Here is a 22,927-nt window from a genome sequence, read left to right on the forward strand (position 1 = left end):
TTCCAGAACCGGCGAGACCTGGTTTCGGACAGGCGACGGGTTGTGCCGGTCCCGGGCCGGGCGGGATCAGCGGGTGCCGAGGACCGCGTCCAGCGCCCGGTCCATCTCGTCGTCCGTGAGTTCCTCGGCGGTTTCGAGTGCGGCGGTGGCGGCGTCGTCGGCCGGCTGCTCCCGGCCGGGCCGGGCGAGTTCGAGCAACCGCTCCAGCAGACCGCTGCGGTGGAGCTGGTCGGCGCCGATCCGGGCCAGGGCCCACTGCGCCGCCTGCGCCGGGTCACCGGGGGGTGTGTCGTCGGCCACCGGTTGTTCGTCGAAGGAGAGCTGGCCGTGGAGGAAGTCGGCGATCGCCTCCGGTGTCGGGTAGTCGAACGCCAGCGTCCTCGGCACGACGAGCGCCAGGTCCTTCACGATGCGGTTCCTCAGCTCGACCGCCATGAGCGAGTCCCAGCCGAACACCCGCATCGGCTTGTCGAGCGGTACGGCCTCCAGGCCGGGCAGGCCGAGTACGGAGGCGATCTCCTGCTGGAGGTAGCCGCGCAGGGAGGTGAGACGCTCCTCCTCGGGCAGTGCGGCCAGTTGCTCCCGGAACCCGGACGACCGGTTCTCCGACCGGGCGGCCCGCTTGGGCCTGGACCGCACCAGCAGCCGCAGCAGGGCGGGCAGTTGGCTCTCCTCGGCGCTCTGGAGCCGGCTCAGGTCGAACTTGGCGGGCACCAGGTGGGCCTCGGGCCGTACCAGCGCGGCGTCCAGCAGTCCGAGCCCCTCATCCTCGCTCATCGCCAGGGCGCCCTGACGGCGCATCCGGACCAGCCCCGCCTCGTCGAGCCCCGCCGTCAGTCCGGCCCCGTCCTGCTCCCACAGACCCCAGGCGAGACTGGTGCCCGCCAGCCCGCGGCGGCGCCGGTGGACGGCCAGGGCGTCGAGGAACGCGTTGGCGGCGCCGTAGTTGCCCTGGCCGGGCGAGCCGAGGGTGCCCGCGACGGACGAGAAGAGCACGAAGGCCGCCAGGTCCAGGTGCTGGGTCAGCTCGTGCAGGTGCCAGGCGCCGGTCACCTTCGGGGCGAGAACCCGGGCGAACGTGTCCTGGGTCTGGTTGGCCAGAGCCCCGTCGTGGATCACGGCCGCCAGGTGCACCACGCCGGTCAGCGGGTGCGCGCGCCCGGCCTCCGCCACGGCCGCGGCGGCGTCCTCGCGGTCCGCCACGTCGCACGCCACGACGCGTACGGACGAGGCGCCCGCCTCCTGGAGTTCCGCTGTCAGCTCGGCGGCGCCGGGCGCCGCCGGCCCCTGACGGGACGTCAGTACCAGGTGCCGGATGCCGTGGACGCGGACCAGGTGCCGGGCGACGCGCCGGCCGAGTTCGCCGGTACCGCCGGTGATCAGCACGGTGCCCTCAGGGTCGAGCCCACGCGGCACGGTGAGGACGATCTTGCCGGTGTGCCGCCCCTGCGCCATGTAACGGAACGCGCCGGGCGCCTCCCGTACGTCGTAGGAGAGATACGGCAGCGGTACGACCGCGCCCCGGTCCAGCAGCTCCGACAGCTCGGTGAGCATCCGGTGCAGATGGACCGGCTCCAGCGACATCAGGTCGAAGGCGCTGTAGGCGACGCCCGGATGTGCCGAGGCGACCTTCCGGGGGTCCCGGATGTCGGTCTTGCCCATCTCCAGGAACCGGCCGCCGCGAGGCAGCAGCCGCAGCGACGCGTCCGTGAACTCCCCGGCCAGCGAGTTGAGGACGACGTCCACACCGGCCCCGCCGGTCTCGGCCAGCCAGCGCTGCTCGAAGTCCGTGTCCCGGGAGGAGGCGATCCTCTCGTCCGCCAGCCCCAGCCCCCGCAGCGTCGGCCACTTGGCGCGGCCGGCCGTGCCGTACACCTCCGCCCCCAGATGGTGGGCGAGTTGCACGGCCGCCATGCCCACGCCGCCGGCGGCGGCGTGCACCAGCAGCTTCTCGCCGGCGCCGAGGCCGCCCAGTTCGGTGAGCGCGTAGTAGGCGGTGAGGAAGGCGAGCGGAATCGTCGCGCCCTCTTCGAAGGTCATCGCGTCCGGCAGCTTCGTCATCAGGTGCCCGTCGCCGCGCACCTCGGTGCCGAAGGCGCCCAGGGCGAGGCCCATCGCCCGGTCGCCGGGGCGCAGATGCGTGACCGCCGGTCCCGTCTCCTCCACCACGCCCGCGAATTCGAGACCCAGCGCGGGTGTGGGGACCATGCCGAGGGCGTTGAGAACGTCACGGAAGTTCATACCGGCGGCGCGGACCGCGACGCGCACCTCGTGCTCGCCGAGCGGCTCGGACCGGTCCTCCACCGGGACCAGTTCGAGACTGTCCAGGCTGCCCTTCTCCCGGATGTCGAGCCGCCAGGGCCCGTCGGCGGGCGGCGTGAGGGGGCCGTCCTTCGCCGCCTCCTTCCCGGCGCGCACCAGGCGCGGGGCGTGGCCGCCGGTGGCGCGCAGCACCAGCTCCGGCTCGTTCGCGTACGCGAGGATCGCCGCCAGTGCTCCCGGCTCCGTCCCGGCGCCGTCGAGGTCGACCAGGCGCAGCACCCGGTCCGGGTACTCGCCCCGTACGGCGCGGATCAGGCCCCACAGCGGGGCGGCGTCGAGCGCGCCGACCGCGTCCTCGGGCCGGGCGGCGACCGCGTCGCGGGTCAGCCACACCAGCTCGGTGTCGGCCAGGTCGTCCTCCGACAGGAGGCGCTGGAGTACGGGGAGGGCCCCGAGGGTGCCGGTACGGGCTGCCGCCCCCGGGGTCTCCCCGGCGGTGTCGGTCGCGGTGCCCGGCGCCGGGTCCGTCGCGTCGACGACGATCCGCAGCGGCGGGCGGTCGCCTCCGGCCAGGAGCGCGTCGACGTCCGCGAAGCGGGGGACGTCCAGGAGCCGCGCCACCTCGCCGGTGCCGCCGAGTACGACGGTGCCGTCAGCGGCCGGGGCGGCCTCGGGCAGGTCCACCGGCTGGAAGTCGACCCGGTACAGGTGGTCGGCCACGGACGGTCCGGCCGCGCGCAGCCGCGCGGCGTCCGCCTGCCGGATCTCCAGTCCGGCCGCCCGGAAGACCGGTTGGCCCCCGGGGTCGGCGGCGAGCACGGAGACCGTACGGCCACCGGACCCGCCGGCCCCTTCCGCTCCGTCGGCTCCGTGGGTCCCGTCGGTCCCGTCGCTCCCGTCGCTCCCGGAATCCTGAATCTCGACGCGGACGTGGAGTTCGGTGCCGCCCGCCGCGTGCAGGGAGACGTCCGTCCACGCGAACGGGAGCAGCACGGTGCCCTCGGGCCGCTCCCCGGTGTCCACGGCGGCCAGCACGTGCAGAGCGGCGTCCAGCAGCGCGGGATGGATCCCGAAGGCGTCGGCGGAGCCCTGCTCGGTCTCGGGCAGGACGACCCGCCCGTACGCGACGTCACCGCGGCGCGCGAGAGCGGTGAGCCCCTGGAACGCGGGACCGTACTGGAGTCCCTGCTCCGCCAGCCCCTCGTAGAAGCCTTCGAGCGGCAGCGCCTCGGCGCCGGGCACCGGCCAGCTCCGCAGCTCGGACAGCTCGCCGGGACGTGCCTCCTGCGCGTCGTCGGTCAGCTGACCGGTGGCGTGCACGGTCCAGACGTCCGGTTCCCCGGTCGTCTCCGGCTGGCTGTGGATCCCGATGGAGCGCCGGCCGTCCTCGGCCGGGCCGACCCTGACCTGGATCCGGAGCGGAACGTTCTCGGCGAGCACGAGCGGCTGGGCGAGGGTCAGTTCACCGACGCCCGACGCGGCGACGGCGCGCACGGCGGAGAGCGCCATGTCGAGCAGACCGGTGCCGGGGACGAGCACGGTGCCGTGGACGGCGTGGTCGCGCAGCCACGGGTGCTCGGCCGCCGAGAGCCGCCCGGTCAGCAGGTGCCCCTCCCCGCCGGCGAGTGCCAAGGCCACCGACAGCCACGGGTGGTCCCCCGCCGTCAGACCCGACTGCCGGATGTCGCGCTTGGCACCGTGGGCCGGCTCCAGCCAGAACCGCCGCCGCTGGAAGGAGTACGTGGGCAGGTCGAGCAGCGGTTCGCCGTCCAGGACCCGGTCCCAGTCGACGTCCTGCCCCGCCACGTGCAGCGCCCCGAGCGCGCCCATCAGGGCGCGCACCTCGTCCACCGGCTCCTCCGGGGAGCGGGCAGCGCGCTGGGAGGCGGTGAAGACGGCCTCGCCGCTCACGCACTCCGCGCCCATGGCGGACAGCACGCCCGCGGGCCCGCACTCCAGATACCGCGCGACGGAGGACTGTTCCAGCGTCCGCATCGCGGGGAGGAAGCGGACGGCGTCGCGCACCTGGCGCACCCAGTAGGCGGGCGCGGACAGTTCCTCGGCCGTGGCCCAGGCGCCCGTGACCGTGGAGACCAGCGGGATGGCGGGCGGGTTGAAGGCGCAGGTCGCGGCCGTCGACTCGTACGCGGCGAGCATGGAGTCCATGTGCGGGGAGTGGAAGGCGTGCGAGACGGTCAGCCGGCGGGTGCGCCTGCCCTGGCCTGCGAAGCGCGCCACGACGGCGTCGACCGCCCGCTCGTCGCCGCTGACGACCGTCTGCCGGGGGCCGTTGAGCCCGGCGATCGAGACCCGGCCCCCGACCTCGGCGAGGACGTCGATGACCTCGCTCTCCGCGGCTTCGACCGAGGCCATCGCCCCGCCGCGTTCGCACGCCTGCATCAGCCGGCCGCGGGCGGCCACGAGGCGGGCCGCGTCCGCGAGGCTGAGGACACCCGCGACGTGGGCGGCGGTGAGTTCTCCGACCGAGTGGCCGGCGACCGCGGCGGGTTCCACGCCCCACTCCTGCCACTGGCGGAACAGGGCGACCTCCAGCGCGAACAGGGCGGGCTGGGTGAACTCGGTCTCGTGGACCAGCACCGCGTCCGGACTGTCCCGGTCGGCCAGCAGCACATCGCCCAGCGCCCGCGAGAGGTGCGGGTCGAGCGCCGCGCACACCGCGTCGAACGCGCGGCGGAAGACCGGCAGCGCCGCGTACAGCTGGCTGCCCATCGCGATCTGCTGGCTGCCCTGCCCGGTGAACAGCACCGCCGTACCGCCGTCGACCGCCACGCCCTGGGCGGCGCCGGCCGGTGTCCGGCCGTCGGCGAGCACCCGAAGGGCCTGGGTCATCTCGGCCACGGACGTGACGGGGACGCTCGCCCGGTGCTCGAAGTGGGTACGGTGCCGGGCCGCCGTGACGGCCACGTCGGCGGGCCGTACGTCGCTCCGCCCGGTGAGCCACTCCGCCCAGCGGCCCGCCTGGTCGCGGACGGCTTCCGCGCTCTGGCCGGACAGCACCAGCGGCAGGGGGACGCCGGAGCCTCCAGGGAGTCCTGGAACGGTGTCCGCCGGGGTCGCCTTCGCCTCGGCGGTGTCCCGCGCGGGCGCCTCCTCCAGGACGAGGTGGGCGTTGGTGCCGCTGAGGCCGAACGACGACACACCCGCACGGCGGACCCGCGCGGTGTCCCGCTGCCAGGGCCGCGCCTTGCCGAGGAGGCCGAGGCCGCTGCCGTCCCACTGGATGTGCGGGCTGGGCTCCTCCACGGACAGTGTCTTCGGAAGTGTCTCGTGCTGGAGCGCGAGCACCATCTTGATGACGCCCGCGACTCCGGCGGCGGCCTGGGCGTGGCCGATGTTCGACTTCGACGAGCCGAGCCACACGGGCCGGTCGTCGGAGCGGCCCGGTCCGAACACCTCGGCCAGCGCCACCGCCTCGATCGGGTCACCGAGCGGGGTGCCGGTCCCGTGGGCCTCGATCGCGTCGATGTCGGCCGGGGTCAGCCGGGAAGCCTGGAGCGCCGCTTGTACGACGCGCTGCTGGGAGGGTCCGTTCGGGGCGGTGAGGCCCTGGCTGCGGCCGTCCTGGTTGACCGCGCTGCCCCGGAGGACGGCGAGGACCCGGTCGCCGTCCCGCTCGGCCACGGACAGCCGCTTCAGCAGCAGAACACCCGCGCCCTCGGCCCACCCCGCGCCGTCGGCTGCGGCCGAGAACGACTTGCAGCGACCGTCCGGGGCCATGCCCTTGAGCCGGGAGAACTCCACGAAGAGGGAAGGGGTGCTCATAACGGTCACGCCGCCCGCGAGTGCGACATCGCATTCGCCCTGGCGCAGCGCGTTGGCGGCGAGGTGGAGGGCGACGAGGGAGGACGAGCAGGCGGTGTCGACCGTGACGGCCGGACCCTGGAGGCCGAGCGTGTAGGAGACCCGGCCGGAGACGACGCTGCTCGCGTTGCCCGTGCTCAGGTACCCGTCAAAGGCGTCGAGTTGTCCCTGCTCGCCGTAGTCGGAACTCATGGCGCCGAGGTAGACCCCGGTGTTGCTGCCGCTCAGCGAGTCGGGGCGGACCCCGGCCCGCTCCAGCGCTTCCCACGCGGTCTCCAGGACGAGCCGCTGCTGCGGGTCCATCGACAGCGCCTCGCGCTGGGATATGCCGAAGAACGCCGCGTCGAAGTCCTCGACGCCGTGGACGAAGCCGCCCTCGCGGGCGTAGCTCTTGCCGACCGCCTCCGGGTCGGGGTCGTAGATGTCCAGCTTCTCCCAGCGAGACGGCAGACCGCCGACGGCATCGCCGCCGGAGGCGAGGAGAGACCAGTACGCCTCGGGTGTGGAGATGCCACCGGGCAGCCGGCAGGCCATGGAGACGATGGCGAGGGGTTCGTCGGCCGTGCCGGCGGTCCGCCGGCGGGCACCGGCCGTCCTGGACGGGCTGACGGCGTTTGCGGTCAGGGAGAGTTTGTCGAGGAGGAGTTCGGCGATGGCGGTGGGGGTGGGGTGGTCGAAGGCCAGGGTGGAGGGCAGCGAGAGGCCGGTCTCGGCGGCGAGTCGGCGGCGCAGTTCGACCGCCATGAGGGAGTCGAGTCCAAGGTCCTTCAAGACCTGTCCGGCGCCGACTCCGTCGGCGTTGTCGATGCCGAGGACGACGGCCGCCTCGCGCTGGACCAGCCTGATCAGATACGGGGCACGCTCCGCTCCGGCCAGGGCCGCGAGCTGCTCCCGCAGCCCCGCCTGCGCGCCGGCAGCTTCGCCGGCCCGCCTGCGCGGAGCCCGTACCAGCCCCCGCAGCAACGCCGGGACCTCCTCCGGACGCCGCTGAAGAACCGCCAACTCCAACTTCACGGGCACGAGATGGGGGTGCGGCAGGGTGAGCGCGGTGTCCAGCGCAGCCAGAGCCTGCTTGATGCTCAGCGCTCCGATGCCGCCGCGTCGAAGCCGGGCGAGTTCGGCGGTGCCGAGCCCGGCGGTCAGACCGATACCGGCCTGCTGCCACAGACCCCACGAGAGGCTGAGGCCGGGCAGACCGTCCGCCTGCCTGCGTACGGCAAGAGCATCGAGGAACGCGTTGGCAGCGGCGTAGTTCGCCTGACCCGCGCCGCCCAGAACACCGGCGGCGGACGAGAACAGCACGAACTCCGCCAGCTCCAGACCCAGTTCACGCGACAGCTCGTCCAGATGCAGCGCACCCCCGGCCTTCGGCGCCCACACCCGCTCCAGACGCTCCGCGTCCTGCGCCGTGATCACCCCGTCGTCCAGCACACCCGCGAGATGGAACACACCCGTCCACAACCGCGCCGAAGAAGTGAACAGCGCACGCAGCTGATCCCGGTCCGAGGTGTCGCAGGCGACCACCTGCACGCTCTCGGCGCCGGCGTCGGTCAGCTCCGCCACCAACTCCCCCGCGCCAGGCGCCTCCAGACCGCGCCGCGACGTCAGCACCAGATGCCGGACACCCCGCTCACGGACCAAGTGCCCGGCCAGCGCCCGGCCCAACTCACCCGTACCGCCCGTGACCAGCACCGAACCCTCGGGGGCAAAGGACCGGGCGAGCGGCTGGAGTTGGTCGGTCGGCCCGGAGGCGTCTGTCGGCGTGGACGTCGTCCGTACGAGCCGTGCACCACGGAGTTCGCCGTCGCGGAGTACGAGTTCGGGCTCGCCGGAGACCGTGAGGGCACGCTCGACGTCGTCCTCGGCCGCGTCCGGAGCGATGTCCACCAGCCGGATCACCCGATCCGGGTACTCACCCCGCACCGACCGCAGCAGACCCCACAACGGCGCATGGTCCAGATCCCAGACACCAGCACCGGCATCCACCGCACCAGAGGTGACCCACACCAACTCGACCCGCTCCAAACGCGGTTCGGCCAACAGAGCCTGCACAGTCGACAACGCCCGGGCAGTCGCCCCGAAAGCCCCACCGTCAACGGCACCGGCCGTGGCATCCAGGACGATCCGTCCCGGAACACCGTCCTCATCAAGCAGCGCGAGCAGTCCAGCCACATCCTCGAAGGGAACGACGTCGGCCGCACGGGACACCACGCCCGCGCCGCCCACGACCCAGGTCTCGCCGGCAGTGCCTTCCGCCAGCTCCAGCCCGCGCACCGCGCGGAACTCGACCTGGTACAGATGCTCGACGGACTGTCCGGACCGGATCTGCTCGGACGTCGCCTCGCGGATGCGCAGCCCTCGGGCGTGCAGGACCGGCTGCCCGAGGCTGGATGCGACCGCGACGGAGAGGTGCTCGTCCGTGGCCGGGTCGAGTGCGACGCGGACGCGGAGTTCGGTGCTGCCGGTGGCGTGGAGGTCGACACCGGTCCACTCGAAGGGGAGGAAGACCGACTTCTCGTCGCCCTGATCACGGGCGCCGACGAGTGTGTGGAGGGCGGCGTCCAGGAGCGCGGGGTGGACACCGAAGCCATCAGCGGTCAGGTGCTCCGGCAGACGGACGATCCCATACGCGGTGTTGCCCTTGCGCCACAGCTCCGTCAGACCCTGGAACGCCGGACCGTAGACAAGCCCACGCGCGGCGAAGTCGTCGTAGAACCCGTCCAGTTCGATGGGCTCGGCGCCCGGCACCGGCCACTGCGCCAACTCCGCGAACGCGTCGGCGGAACCGGCGTCGCCCTCGCCGATGTCGGACAGTTCACCGGCCGCGTGCTGACGCCAGGTGTCCTCACCCGCAGCGGCGTCTTCGCCGCTGCTGTAGATCGACACCGGCCTGCGCCCCGTGCCGTCCGGAGCACCGACCACCACCTGAAGACGGACACCCGCCCCCTCCGGCAGCGTCAACGGCTCCAGCAGCGTCAGCCCCTCCACCCGCTCCGCACCCACATGATGCGCAGCGGTCAAAGCCAGTTCGAGCAGGCCGGTGCCCGGAACGAGGACCGTCCCGAACGCCGCGTGCTCAGCAAGCCACGGCTGCTCGGCCAGCGAGAGCCGGCCGGTGAACAGATGCCCCTCACCGTCCGCCAGACCGAGCGCCGCGCCCAGCCACGGATGATCCGAAACCTCCAGACCGACCGCACGCACATCCCCCGACTGCTTCACCGACTCCAGCCAGAACCGCTCACGCTGGAAGGCATACGTCGGCAACGGAAGGACGTTCCCTTGGCCGAGTACGCGCGTCCAGTCCAGCTCCTGGCCCTGGACGTGCAACAGGCCGAGATTGCGCAGCAGTTGATCCATGCCGCCGCGGTCGCGTGCGAGGGAGCCGACGACGATGCCGCCGTGTTCGGCGCTGCCGTCGGTCAGCGGCATGGACAGCACCGGATGCGCCGAGATCTCCACGAACACCGTGTGACCGTCATCCAGAAGCCGTTCCAGGGCGCGGTCGAACCGCACCGGTTCCCGCAGATTCCGGCACCAGTAACCACCGTCCAGCTCCGGGCCCTCGACCACGTCGCTGGTCACGGTCGAGTAGAACGCGATGTCCGGCCTGACCGCTGTCAGGCCGGTGAACTTCTCCGCCAGGCCCGGCAGCAGCGGATCCATCTGCGCGTTGTGCGACGCGTAATCCACCTTGATCTTCCGCGCGAAAACCTCTTGCTCCTGGAGGCGGCCGACCAACTCCGCCAGTTCGTCGGAGAGGCCGGAGATCACAGTGGACCCCGCCGTGTTCACCGCCGCCACCGACAACGCCTCACCGAACGGCGCCAGGAACTCCTCCACCACCGCCAGCGGACGCTCGACCAGCGCCATCCCACCCTGCCCCGCGCACGCCAGCACCGCCTGGGAACGCGACGCCACCACCAGCGCGCCCTGCTCCAGACTCAACGCACCGGAGACAACAGCCGCCACCACCTCACCCTGCGAATGACCCACCACAGCCGCCGGCTCCACCCCGAGAGAACGCCACACAGCCGCCAGACCCACACCCATCGCGAACAACGCCGGCTGCACCACATCCACCCGGTCCACCGGAGGCAGACCCTCGGACTCCTCGCCCGCCAGCACCGCACGCACCGACCAGCCCGTCAACGGCCGCAACGCCGCATCACACGCCTCAACCACCCCCGCGAACACCTCACTCGAAGCAAGCAGCTCACGCCCCATACCCGCCCACTGCGAACCCTGACCCGGAAACACGAACACCGTCTTGCCACGCGGCTCAGCACTCCCCGTGACAACCGCGTCATGCGCCCGGCCCTCCGCCAACGCCCGCAACGCCTCGCTCAGCTCCCCAGAACCAGCCGCCACCACACTCGCCCGCGACTCGAAATGCGTACGGTGCCGAGCAGCCGTCACCGCCACATCCGCGAGCGACACCTCCGCACGAGCCGCCAACCACGAAACCCAACGCCCCGCCTGCTCACGAACCGCACCCTCGTCCCGCCCCGACAACACCACCGGCACCGGACCCTCCACACCAGCCGCCACCTCAACGGCCACCTCCCGAACCGGCGGCTCCTCAAGAACGACATGCGCGTTGGTCCCCGACAACCCGAACGACGACACACCCGCACGACGCGGACGCACCCCATCCCGCTCCCACGCACGAGCCTCCTGCAACAACGCAAGCCCACTACCCGCCCACTCCACATGCGGACTCGGCTCACCCGCATGCAACGTCCTCGGCAGCACACCGTTCTGCAACGCCAGCACCATCTTGATCACACCCACCACACCCGCGGCAGCCTGCGCATGACCAATATTCGACTTCGACGACCCCAACCACACCGGACGATCCACCACCCGCCCCGGACCGAACACCTCCGCCAGCGCACCCGCCTCGATCGGATCACCCAACGGCGTACCCGTCCCATGCGCCTCCACCGCGTCAATATCCGCCGACGTCAACCGCGCCGCCTCCAGCGCATCCCGGATCACCCGCTGCTGCGACGGACCATTCGGCGCCGTCAGCCCCTGACTACGACCGTCCTGATTCACCGCACTGCCACGAATCACCGCCAGGACCCGGTCACCGTCCCGCTCCGCCACCGACAACCGCTTCAGCAGCAGCACACCCGCACCCTCAGCCCACCCCGCACCATCAGCACCAGCCGCAAACGACTTGCACCGCCCATCCGGAGCCATCCCCTTCAAACGCGAGAACTCCACGAACAAGGCCGGCGTACTCATCACCGTCACACCACCGGCCAGCGCCAGCTCACACTCCCCCTGACGCAGCGCGTTCGCCGCGAGGTGCAGAGCGACCAGCGACGACGAGCACGCCGTGTCCACCGTGACCGCCGGACCCTGAAGACCCAGCGTGTAGGAGACCCGACCCGAGACCACACTGCTCGCGTTGCCCGTGCTGGTGTACCCGTCGAGCGCGTCCAGGTCATGACCCTGCTGGTTGCCGTAGTCGGAACTCATCGTGCCGAGATACACCCCGGTGTTGCTGCCGCTCAACGAGTCGGGCCGCACCCCCGCCCGCTCCAGCGCCTCCCACGCCGTCTCCAGCACCACCCGCTGCTGCGGATCCATCGACAGCGCCTCACGCGGACTGATCCCGAAGAACCCCGCGTCGAACCCCTCAACCCCCTCAACAAAACCACCCTCACGGGCATAACTCTTCCCCACCGCCTCAGGATCCGCGTCATACACCCCCAACCCCTCCCAACGCGACGGCAAACCACCCACCGCGTCACCACCAGCCACCAACAACTCCCAGAAACCCTCCGGCGAATCGATACCACCCGGCAACCGGCACGCCATCGACACCACAGCGATCGGCTCGGTGCGAGTGGCGCGTTCGGCGCTGAGCTGCTTCTCCGTCTCGACAAGAGCGCTTGCCGTACGTCGCAGGTATGCCTCGAGCTTCTCGACTTCGGACGCGCTCATTCGCTCACTCCAAGCTTGCGATCCAGGAACTGCAGAAGGTCATCCGTGTTGCCGGCGGCGACTTCGGCTTCCGGCTGTTCGTCGTTGGCGGGTGCGCTCTTCGCCAGGCCGTCACGCAGTGCGATGAGGCCCGCGGCGAGGCCCTGCTCCACGAGCTGGGCAGGTGAGGCGGAGCGCAGAAGTTCGACAAGGCTGTCGATCTGGTTTCTGGTGAGGCGCTGTCCGGCCGCTGTCCCGTTCGGTCCGGAGCCGGAGCCGACATCGAGCTTGGTGAGGAGCAGAGCGGCGATCGCGGACGGTGTCGGGTGGTCGAAGGCCAGCGTCGACGGCAGGGACACCCCGGTCTCGGCCGAGAGCCGACGGCGCAGTTCGACAGCCATCAGCGAGTCCATGCCGAGTGCCTTGAGCACCTGGTCGGCCCCGATGCCATGGTCCGTGGGCACGCCGAGAACCGCGGCGGCCTCGCGCTGCACGAGCTGGGACAGGTGCGGCAGTCGTGCGTCCTCGGGAAGGGCGAGCAGTTGCCCGCGCAGTCCGGAGGGTGATGTGTTGGCTCCGCCCGCCCGTCGGCGCGGTGCCCGCAGGAGATCGCGCAGGAGGGCGGGAGCGTCGGCCCCGTTGTCCACCTCGCGCTGGAGCGAGGTGAGTTCCAGCTTTACGGGGACGAGGTGCGGGTGCGGCAGGGTGAGCGCGGTGTCCAGTGCGGCCAGGGCCTGCGAGAGGCTGAGCGCTCCGATGCCGCCGCGTCGAAGCCGGGCGAGTTCGGCGGTGCCGAGCCCGGCGGTCAGACCGATACCGGCCTGCTGCCACAGACCCCACGAGAGGCTGAGCGCGGGCAGGCCCTCGGCCCGCCTGCGTACCGCCAGGGCGTCCAGGAACGCGTTGGCAGCGGCGTAGTTCGCCTGACCCGCGCCGCCCAGAACACCGGCGGCGGACGAGAACAGCACGAACTCCGCGAGATCCAGGCCCAGTTCACGCGACAGCTCGTCCAGATGCAGCGCACCCGCCGCCTTCGGCGCCCACACCCGCTCCAGACGCTCCGCGTCCTGCGCCGTGATCACCCCGTCGTCCAGCACACCCGCGAGGTGGAACACGCCCGTCCAGGGGCGTTCGGCGTCCGCCGTCGCGAGGGCCATGGAGACGTCCTCGCGCCTGCTGACGTCGCAGGCGACCACTTGCACGCTCTCGGCGCCGGCGTCGGTCAGCTCCGTGACCAACTCCCGTGCGCCGGGGGCGTCCAGGCCGCGCCGGGAGGTCAGCACCAGGTGCCGTACTCCCCGTTCACGGACCAGATGACCGGCCAGCGCCCGGCCCAGCTCACCCGTACCGCCGGTCACCAGCACCGAGCCCTCGGGGGCGAGGGGCTTCGCGACCGGTCGCGGTGCGTCCGCCGCCCCCGCCGCGTCCGTCGGCGTGGACGTCGTCCGTACGAGCCGCGCGGTGCGCAGCTCGCCGCCGCGGATCGCGATCTCCGGCTCGTCCGTCAGGGCGAGCGCTTGTTGCAGGAGCGCGTCGTCGGCGTCGCTCCCGAGGTCGATCAGGCGGATCACACGCTCGGCGTACTCGCTTCGAGCGGTACGGAGCAGTCCCCACAGGGGTGCGTGGGCCAGGTCGCGGACTTCGTTGTCCGCACCCGTGGCCGAGCGTGTGATCCACACCAACTCCACTTCGTCCAGACGGGGTTCACCCACCAGACGTTGCAGAGTGCGCAGCGTGTCGGCGGTCAGCCTGTACGCTGCGTCGCTGCTTGCCGGTGCCGTCTGCGCGGTAGCGTCAACAGCCAGTCGAGCGGGCGGCTCCCTCCCGTCATCGAGGTGGGCAAGCAGAACATCCACATCAGCCACATGGTCGGCCTCCAGGATCTTGGACATCTCGGCGTTCTCGCCGAGAAGCCAGGTGTCGCCCGCCGTCGGCCCCGGTTCGCGCAGGACACGTGGCGTACGGAAGTCCAGGCGGTACAGGTGCTCGACGCGCTCTCCGGTCCGGATCTGCTCGGCGGTCGCCGCCCGGATGGCGAGCCCCTCCGCTCGCGCGACGGGTCGTCCGGCGGGGTCCGCGACCTGTATGCCGGCGTTGGTGCCGGTCTCGTCGAGTGCGACGCGGACGCGGAGTTCGGTGCTTCCGGTGGCGTGGAGGTCGACTCCGGTCCACTCGAAGGGGAGGAAGACCGACTTCTCGTCACCCTGTTCGTCACGGGCGCCGACGATCGTGTGGAGGGCGGCGTCGAGGAGCGCGGGGTGGACCCCGTACCCGTCGGTGGTCAGGTGCTCCGGCAGACGGACGATTCCGTACGCGGTGTTCCCCTTGCGCCACAGCTCCGTCAGACCCTGGAACGCAGGACCGTAGACAAGCCCGCGCGCGGCGAAGTCGTCGTAGAAACCGTCCAGTTCGATGGGCTCGGCGCCCGGCACCGGCCACTGCGCCAACTCCGCGAACGCGTCAACGGACCCGGCGTCGCCCTCGCCGATGTCGGACAGTTCACCGGCGGCGTGCTGACGCCAGGTGTCCTCACCCGCGGCGGCATCCTCACCACTGCTGTAGATCGACACGGGCCTGCGCCCTGTGCTGTCCGGAGCACCGACCACCACCTGAAGACGGACACCCGCCCCCTCCGGCAGCGTCAACGGCTCCAGCAGCGTCAGCCCCTCCACCCGCTCCGCACCCACATGATGCGCGGCAGTCAGAGCCAGTTCGAGGAGCCCCGTACCGGGAACGAGGACCGTCCCGAACGCGGCGTGGTCCCTCAGCCACGGCTGGTCCGCCAGCGACAGCCGGCCGGTGAAGAGATGGCCCTCGCCGTCGGCGAGCGCGGTCGCCGCGCCCAGCCACGGGTGGGCGGAGACCTCCAGGCCCAGCGCGCCGGCGTCCCCGGACGACCTCGCCGTCTCCAGCCAGTAGCGCTCACGCTGGAAGGCGTACGTGGGCAGCGGTACGGGTGCGGTGCTCGGACCGCCGCCCAGCGCCGAGGCCCAGTCGATGTCGTGACCGTTGACGTGCAACAGGCTGAGATTGCGCAGCAGCTGGTCCATGCCGCCACGGTCACGCGCGAGCGATCCGACGACGATCCCGCCGTGTTCGGCGCTGCCGTCGGTCAGCGGCATGGACAGCACCGGATGCGCCGAGATCTCCACGAACACCGTGTGACCGTCACCCAGAAGCCGTTCCAGCGCACGGTCGAACCGCACCGGCTCCCGCAGATTCCGGCACCAGTAACCACCGTCCAGCTCCGGGCCCTCGACCACGTCGCTGGTCACGGTCGAGTAGAACGCGACCTCGGCCTTGCCCGGCGTCACCTCCGCCAGCCGCTCGGCCAGGCCCGGCAGCAGCGGGTCCATCTGCGCGTTGTGCGAGGCGTAGTCCACGCGGATCGTCCGCGCGAAAACCTCTTGCTCCTGGAGGCGGCCGACCAACTCCGCCAGTTCGTCGGAGAGGCCGGAGATCACAGTGGACCCGGTCGTGTTCACCGCCGCCACCGACAGCGCGTCACCGTACGGCGCGAGAAACTGCTCCACTTCCGCGAGCGGACGCCCGACCAGCGCCATCCCGCCCCGGCCCGAGACCCCCAGCACCGCCCGGGAACGCTCGACGACCACTCGTGCTCCCTGCTCCAGCGACAAGACCCCGGAGACAACAGCAGCCACCACCTCACCCTGCGAATGACCGACCACGGCGGCGGGTGCGACACCAAGTGAGCGCCAGGCGGCGGACAGGGCGACACCCATCGCGAACAGCGCCGGCTGCACCACGTCCACCCGGTCCACCGGAGGCAGACCCTCGGACTCCTCGCCCGCCAGCACGGCACGCACCGACCAGCCCGTCAGCGGACGCAGCGCCGCGTCACACGCGTCAACCGCCTCCGCGAACGCCTCGTTCGACGCCAGCAGTTCGCGGCCCATGCCCGCCCACTGCGACCCCTGCCCGGGGAAGACGAACACCGTCTTGCCGCGAGGCTCGGCACTTCCCGTGACAACGGCATCGTGGGCCCGGCCGTCCGCCAGCGCCCGCAGCGCCTCGGCCAGCTCCGCGGAGCCTGCCGCCACCACACTGGCCCGCGACTCGAAGTGTGTACGGTGCCGGGCGGCCGTCACCGCCACCTCCGTGAGCCCGGCCCCCGGATCGGTCTCCAGCCACGCGGCCCAGCGCCCCGCCTGCTCGCGGACCGCCGCATCATCCCGCCCGGACAGCACCACCGGCACCGGACCGTCAACGCCGGACGCCACTTCAGCGGTCTTCCGGACCGGCGGTTCCTCCAGGACGATGTGCGCGTTGGTGCCGGACAGACCGAACGAGGACACACCCGCGCGACGTGGGCGCGCGTCGTCCCGTTCCCACGCGCGGGCTTCCTGCAACAGAGCCAGTCCCGTGCCCGCCCACTCGATATGGGGAGTCGGCTCGTCGGCGTGCAGGGTCCTGGGCAGCAGATCGTGCTGCATCGCCAGCACCATCTTGATCACACCGACCACTCCGGCGGCGGCCTGGGCGTGGCCGATGTTCGACTTCGACGAGCCGAGCCATACCGGCCGGTCGTCGGAGCGGCCCGGTCCGAACACCTCGCCCAGCGCCACCGCCTCGATTGGGTCACCGAGAGACGTTCCGGTCCCGTGGGCCTCGATCGCGTCGATGTCGGCCGGGGTCAGCCGGGAAGCCTGGAGCGCCGCTTGTACGACGCGCTGCTGGGAGGGTCCGTTCGGGGCGGTGAGGCCCTGGCTGCGGCCGTCCTGGTTGACCGCGCTGCCCCGGAGGACGGCGAGGACCCGGTCGCCGTCCCGCTCGGCCACGGACAGCCGCTTCAGCAGCAGAACACCCGCGCCCTCGGCCCACCCCGCGCCGTCGGCTGCGGCCGAGAACGACTTGCAGCGACCGTCCGGGGCCATGCCCTTGAGCCGGGAGAACTCCACGAAGAGGGAAGGGGTACTCATAACGGTGACCCCGCCGGCCAGCGCCACGTCGCATTCGCCCTGGCGCAGCGCGTTGGCGGCGAGGTGGAGGGCGACGAGGGAGGACGAGCAGGCGGTGTCGACCGTGACGGCCGGGCCCTGGAGGCCGAGCGTGTAGGAGACCCGGCCGGAGACGACGCTGCTCGCGTTGCCCGTGCTGGTGTAGCCGTCGAGCGCGTCCAGGTCGCCCAGATCGCTGTAGTCGGAACCCATGGTGCCGAGGTAGACGCCGGTGTTGGTGCCGCTCAGCGAGTCCGGTCGCACGCCGGCCCGCTCCAGCGCTTCCCAGGCGGTCTCCAGGACGAGCCGCTGCTGCGGGTCCATGGCCAGCGCTTCACGAGGGCTGATCCCGAAGAAGACCGCGTCGAAGTCCTCGACGCCGTGGACGAAGCCGCCCTCGCGGGCGTAGCTCTTGCCGACCGCTTCCGGGTCGGGGTCGTACACGCCCAGTCCGTCCCAACGCGACGGCAGACCGCCCACCGCGTCCCCTCCGGAGGCCAGCAACTCCCAGAAGCCCTCCGGCGTGTCGATGCCGCCCGGCAGCCGGCACGCCATCGACACGACGGCGATCGGCTCGTCGTCCAACCGGGCACCGCGCCGCGTCGTCTTCGACTGCGTCTGTTGGCCGGGGCGGGAAAGGGAGAGTTTGTCGAGGAGGAGTTCGGCGATGGCGGTGGGGGTGGGGTGGTCGAAGGCCAGGGTGGAGGGCAGCGTGAGACCGGTCTCGGCGGCGAGTCGGCGGCGCAGTTCGACCGCCATGAGGGAGTCGAGTCCGAGGTCCTTCAGGACCTGTCCGGCGCCGACTCCGTCGGCGTTGTCGATGCCGAGGACGACGGCAGCCTCGCGCTGGACCAGCCTGATCAGATACGGGGCACGCTCCGCTCCGGCCAGGGCCGCGAGCTGCTCCCGCAGCCCCGCCTGCGCGCCGGCAGCTTCGCCGGCCCGCCGGCGCGGAGCCCGTACCAGCCCCCGCAGCAACGCCGGGACCTCCTCCGGACGCCGCTGAAGAACCGCCAACTCCAACTTCACAGGGACGAGATGGGGGTGCGGCAGGGTGAGCGCGGTGTCCAGCGCAGCCAGAGCCTGCTTGATGCTCAGCGCTCCGATGCCGCCGCGTCGAAGCCGGGCGAGTTCGGCGGTGCCGAGCCCGGCGGTCAGACCGATACCGGCCTGCTGCCACAGACCCCACGAGAGGCTGAGGCCGGGCAGACCGTCCGCCTGCCTGCGTACGGCAAGAGCATCGAGGAACGCGTTGGCAGCGGCGTAGTTCGCCTGACCCGCGCCGCCCAGAACACCAGCGGCGGACGAGAACAGCACGAACTCCGCCAGCTCCAGGCCCAGTTCACGCGACAGCTCGTCCAGATGCAGCGCGCCCCCGGCCTTCGGCGCCCACACCCGCTCCAGACGCTCCGCGTCCTGCGCGGAGACCACCCCGTCGTCCAGCACACCCGCGAGATGGAACACACCCGTCCACAGCCGCGCCGAAGACGTGAACAGCGCACGCAGCTGATCCCGGTCCGAGGTGTCACACGCCACCACCTGCACGCTCTCGGCGCCGGCGTCGGTCAGCTCCGCCACCAACTCCCCCGCGCCAGGCGCCTCCAGACCACGCCGGGACGTCAGCACCAGATGCCGGACACCCCGCTCACGGACCAAGTGCCCGGCCAGCGCCCGGCCCAACTCACCCGTACCACCCGTGACCAGCACCGAACCCTCGGGGTCCAGAACAGCACCCGCCGGGTCCGTACCGCCCGTGTCCGTGACCCGGGCCAGCCGTGCACCACGGAGTTCGCCGTCGCGGAGTACGAGTTCGGGCTCGCCGGAGACCGTGAGGGCACGCTCGACGTCGTCCTCGGCCGCGTCCGGAGCGATGTCCACCAGCCGGATCACCCGATCCGGGTACTCACCCCGCACCGACCGCAGCAGACCCCACAACGGCGCATGGTCCAGATCCCGGACACCAGCACCGGCATCCACCGCACCAGAGGTGACCCACACCAACTCGACCGGCTCCAGACGCGGTTCGGCCAACAGAGCCTGCACAGTCGACAACGCCCGGGCAGTCGCCCCGAAAGCCCCACCGTCAACGGCACCGGCCGTGGCATCCAGGACGATCCGTCCCGGAACACCGTCCTCATCAAGCAGCGCGAGCAGACCGTCCACGTCATCGAACGGCACAGCACCCAAGGCACGGGCCACCACACCCTCGGCGCCGACCACCCAGGTCTCGTCGGAGGAAGCCCCCGTCTCCAGCGCCCGTGGCGCCCGGAACTCGACCTGGTACAGATGCTCGACGGACTGTCCGGACCGGATCTGCTCAGGGGTGGCTTCCCGCAGCCGCAGGGCTTCCGCGCGTACGACGGGTCGCCCGGCCGGGTCGGTCACCGTCACGCTCATCGTGTGGGCCGCGTCGTCCAGGTCGATGGCCACCCGTATGTCGGACGAGCCCGTCGCGTACAGCTCCACGCCGCTCCACTCGAACGGCAGCAGGGCCGTTCCGGTGTCGGCGGTGTTCATGTCCTGGGCGCCGACGAGTGTGTGGAGGGCGGCGTCCAGGAGCGCGGGGTGGACACCGAAGCCATCAGCGGTCAGGTGCTCCGGCAGACGGACGATCCCGTACGCGGTGTTGCCCTTGCGCCACAGCTCCGTCAGACCCTGGAACGCAGGCCCGTAGACAAGCCCGCGCGCGGCGAAGTCGTCGTAGAAACCGTCCAGTTCGATGGGCTCGGCGCCCGGCACCGGCCACTGCGCCAACTCCGCGAACGCGTCAACGGAACCGGCGTCGCCCTCGCCGATGTCGGACAGTTCACCGGCCGCGTGCTGACGCCAGGTGTCCTCACCCGCGGCGGCATCCTCACCACTGCTGTAGATCGACACGGGCCTGCGCCCCGTGCTGTCCGGAGCACCGACCACCACCTGAAGACGGACACCCGCCCCCTCGGGCAGCGTCAACGGCTCCAGCAGCGTCAGCCCCTCCACCCGCTCCGCACCCACATGATGCGCGGCAGTCAGAGCCAGTTCGAGGAGCCCCGTACCGGGAACGAGGACCGTCCCGAACGCCGCGTGCTCAGCAAGCCACGGCTGCTCGGCCAGCGAGAGCCGGCCGGTGAACAGATGCCCCTCACCGTCCGCCAGACCGAGCGCCGCACCCAGCCACGGATGATCCGAAACCTCCAGACCGACCGCACGCACATCCCCCGACTGCTTCACCGACTCCAGCCAGAACCGCTCACGCTGGAACGCATAAGTCGGCAGCAGAACGGGTGCGGTGCTCGAACCACCAAGAGCCGCAGTCCAGTTGATGTCATGACCGTTGACATGCAGCAGACCAAGGTTGCGCCACAGCTGCTCCATGCCGCCGCGGTCGCGTGCGAGGGAGCCGACGACGATGCCGCCGTGTTCGGCGCTGCCGTCGGTCAGCGGCATGGACAGCACCGGGTGGGCGGAGATCTCCACGAACACCGTGTGACCGTCATCCAGAAGCCGTTCCAGGGCGCGGTCGAACCGCACCGGCTCCCGCAGATTCCGGCACCAGTAACCACCGTCCAGCTCCGGGCCCTCGACCACGTCGCTGGTCACGGTCGAGTAGAACGCGATGTCCGTCCGCCCCGCTGTCAGGCCGGTGAACTTCTCCGCCAGGCCCGGCAGCAGCGGATCCATCTGCGCGTTGTGCGACGCGTAATCCACCTTGATCTTCCGGGCATATATCTCCCTCTCCTGAAGATCAGAAACAATCCGGTCGATCGCGTCCGCCCGACCCGAAATGATCGTCGAGCCGGCCGTGTTCACCGCCGCCACCGACAGCGCCTCACCGAACGGCGCCAGGAACTCCTCCACCACCGCCAGCGGACGCTCGACCAGCGCCATCCCACCCTGCCCCGCGCACGCCAGCACCGCCTGGGAACGGGAGGCCACCACCAGCGCGCCCTGCTCCAGACTCAACGCACCCGAGACAACAGCCGCCACCACCTCACCCTGCGAATGACCCACCACAGCCGCCGGCTCCACACCCAGCGACCGCCACACAGCCGCCAGACCCACCCCCATCGCGAACAACGCCGGCTGCACCACATCCACCCGGTCCACCGGAGGCAGACCCTCGGACTCCTCACCCGCCAGCACCGCACGCACCGACCAGCCCGTCAACGGCCGCAACGCCGCATCACACGCCTCAACCACCCCCGCGAACACCTCACTCGACGCGAGGAGTTCACGCCCCATACCCGCCCACTGCGAACCCTGACCGGGGAAAACGAACACCGTCTTTCCGCGTCGCTCGGCGACCCCGGAGACGACGTTCCCCGCTTCGCGGCCCTCGGCCACGGCACGAAGTCCCTCGACCAGCTCCGCCATGTCGGCGGCCACCACACTCGCCCGCGACTCGAAATGCGTACGGTGCCGAGCAGCCGTCACCGCCACCTCCGTGAGCCCGGCCCCCGGATCGGTCTCCAGCCACGCGGCCCAGCGCCCCGCCTGCTCGCGGACCGCCGCATCATCCCGCCCGGACAGCACCACCGGCACCGGACCGTCAACGCCGAACGCCACTTCAGCGGTCTTCCGGACCGGCGGTTCCTCCAGGACGATGTGCGCGTTGGTGCCGGACAGACCGAACGAGGACACACCCGCGCGACGTGGGCGCGCGTCGTCCCGTTCCCACGCGCGGGCTTCCTGCAACAGAGCCAGTCCCGTGCCCGCCCACTCGATATGGGGAGTCGGCTCGTCGGCGTGCAGGGTCCTGGGCAGCACACCGTTCTGCAACGCCAGCACCATCTTGATCACACCCACCACACCCGCGGCAGCCTGCGCATGACCAATATTCGACTTCGACGACCCCAACCACACCGGACGGTCCACCACCCGCCCCGGACCGAACACCTCCGCCAGCGCACCCGCCTCGATCGGATCACCCAACGGCGTACCCGTCCCATGCGCCTCCACCGCGTCAATATCCGCCGACGTCAACCGCGCCGCCTCCAGCGCATCCCGGATCACCCGCTGCTGCGACGGACCATTCGGCGCCGTCAGCCCCTGACTACGACCGTCCTGATTCACCGCACTGCCACGAATCACCGCCAGGACCCGGTCACCGTCCCGCTCCGCCGCCGACAACCGCTTCAGCAGCAGCACACCCGCACCCTCAGCCCACCCCGCACCATCAGCACCAGCCGCAAACGACTTGCACCGCCCATCCGGAGCCATCCCCTTCAAACGCGAGAACTCCACGAAGAGGGAAGGGGCGCTCATGACGGTGACTCCGCCGGCGAGTGCGACATCGCACTCGCCCTGGCGCAGTGCGTTCGTCGCGAGGTGCAGAGCGACCAGCGACGACGAGCACGCCGTGTCCACCGTGACCGCCGGACCCTGAAGACCGAGCGTGTAGGAGACCCGACCCGAGACGACGCTTGATGCCTTTCCGGTGCTGACATAGCCGTCGAGGGAGTCCAGATCGAGGCCGAGGTCCCCGTAGTCGGAACTCATCGTGCCGAGATACACCCCGGTGTTGCTGCCGCTCAACGAGTCGGGCCGCACCCCCGCCCGCTCCAGCGCCTCCCACGCCGTCTCCAGCACCACCCGCTGCTGCGGATCCATCGACAGCGCCTCACGCGGACTGATCCCGAAGAACCCCGCGTCGAACCCCTCAACCCCCTCAACAAAACCACCCTCACGGGCATAACTCTTCCCCACCGCCTCAGGATCCGCGTCATACACCCCCAACCCCTCCCAACGCGACGGCAAACCACCCACCGCGTCACCACCAGCCACCAACAACTCCCAGAAACCCTCCGGCGAATCGATACCACCCGGCAACCGGCACGCCATCGACACCACAGCGATCGGCTCGTGCTGACGGGCCTCGCTCGCCTCGAGCTCCGCGGCACGCTTCTGAAGCGCGCGGATGGCGGGAAGCGCGGCTTCCATCCGGTCCTGGTTTGAAATCGACACCATTGAGC

General features: G+C 71.3%; 2 protein-coding genes. Both read right to left on the reverse strand.

Translation table 11 applies throughout. The annotated features are described in order from the left end of the window. Positions 1-66: 66 nt before the first annotated feature. Entirely contained in the window at positions 67-12,039 is an 11,973-nt protein-coding gene (locus tag ACFT9I_RS18375) for an SDR family NAD(P)-dependent oxidoreductase (RefSeq protein WP_382565401.1), read from the reverse strand. Continuing rightward, on the reverse strand, positions 12,036-22,922 hold the full coding sequence (locus ACFT9I_RS18380; RefSeq protein WP_382565403.1) for a type I polyketide synthase: 10,887 nt from the start codon (positions 22,920-22,922) through the stop codon (positions 12,036-12,038). Before ACFT9I_RS18380 ends, ACFT9I_RS18375 begins: the two co-directional genes overlap by 4 nt. Positions 22,923-22,927 lie beyond the last annotated feature (5 nt).

The organism is Streptomyces sp. NPDC057137, assembly GCF_042670825.1.
Classification (GTDB): Bacteria; Actinomycetota; Actinomycetes; order Streptomycetales; family Streptomycetaceae; genus Streptomyces.

What these genes read in the sequence shown, in the direction of transcription:
- ACFT9I_RS18375 (WP_382565401.1), bottom strand. Translation starts at nt 12,039, where the DNA reads ATGAGCGCGTCCGAAGTCGAGAAGCTCGAGGCATACCTGCGACGTACG.
- ACFT9I_RS18380 (WP_382565403.1), bottom strand. Translation starts at nt 22,922, where the DNA reads ATGGTGTCGATTTCAAACCAGGACCGGATGGAAGCCGCGCTTCCCGCC.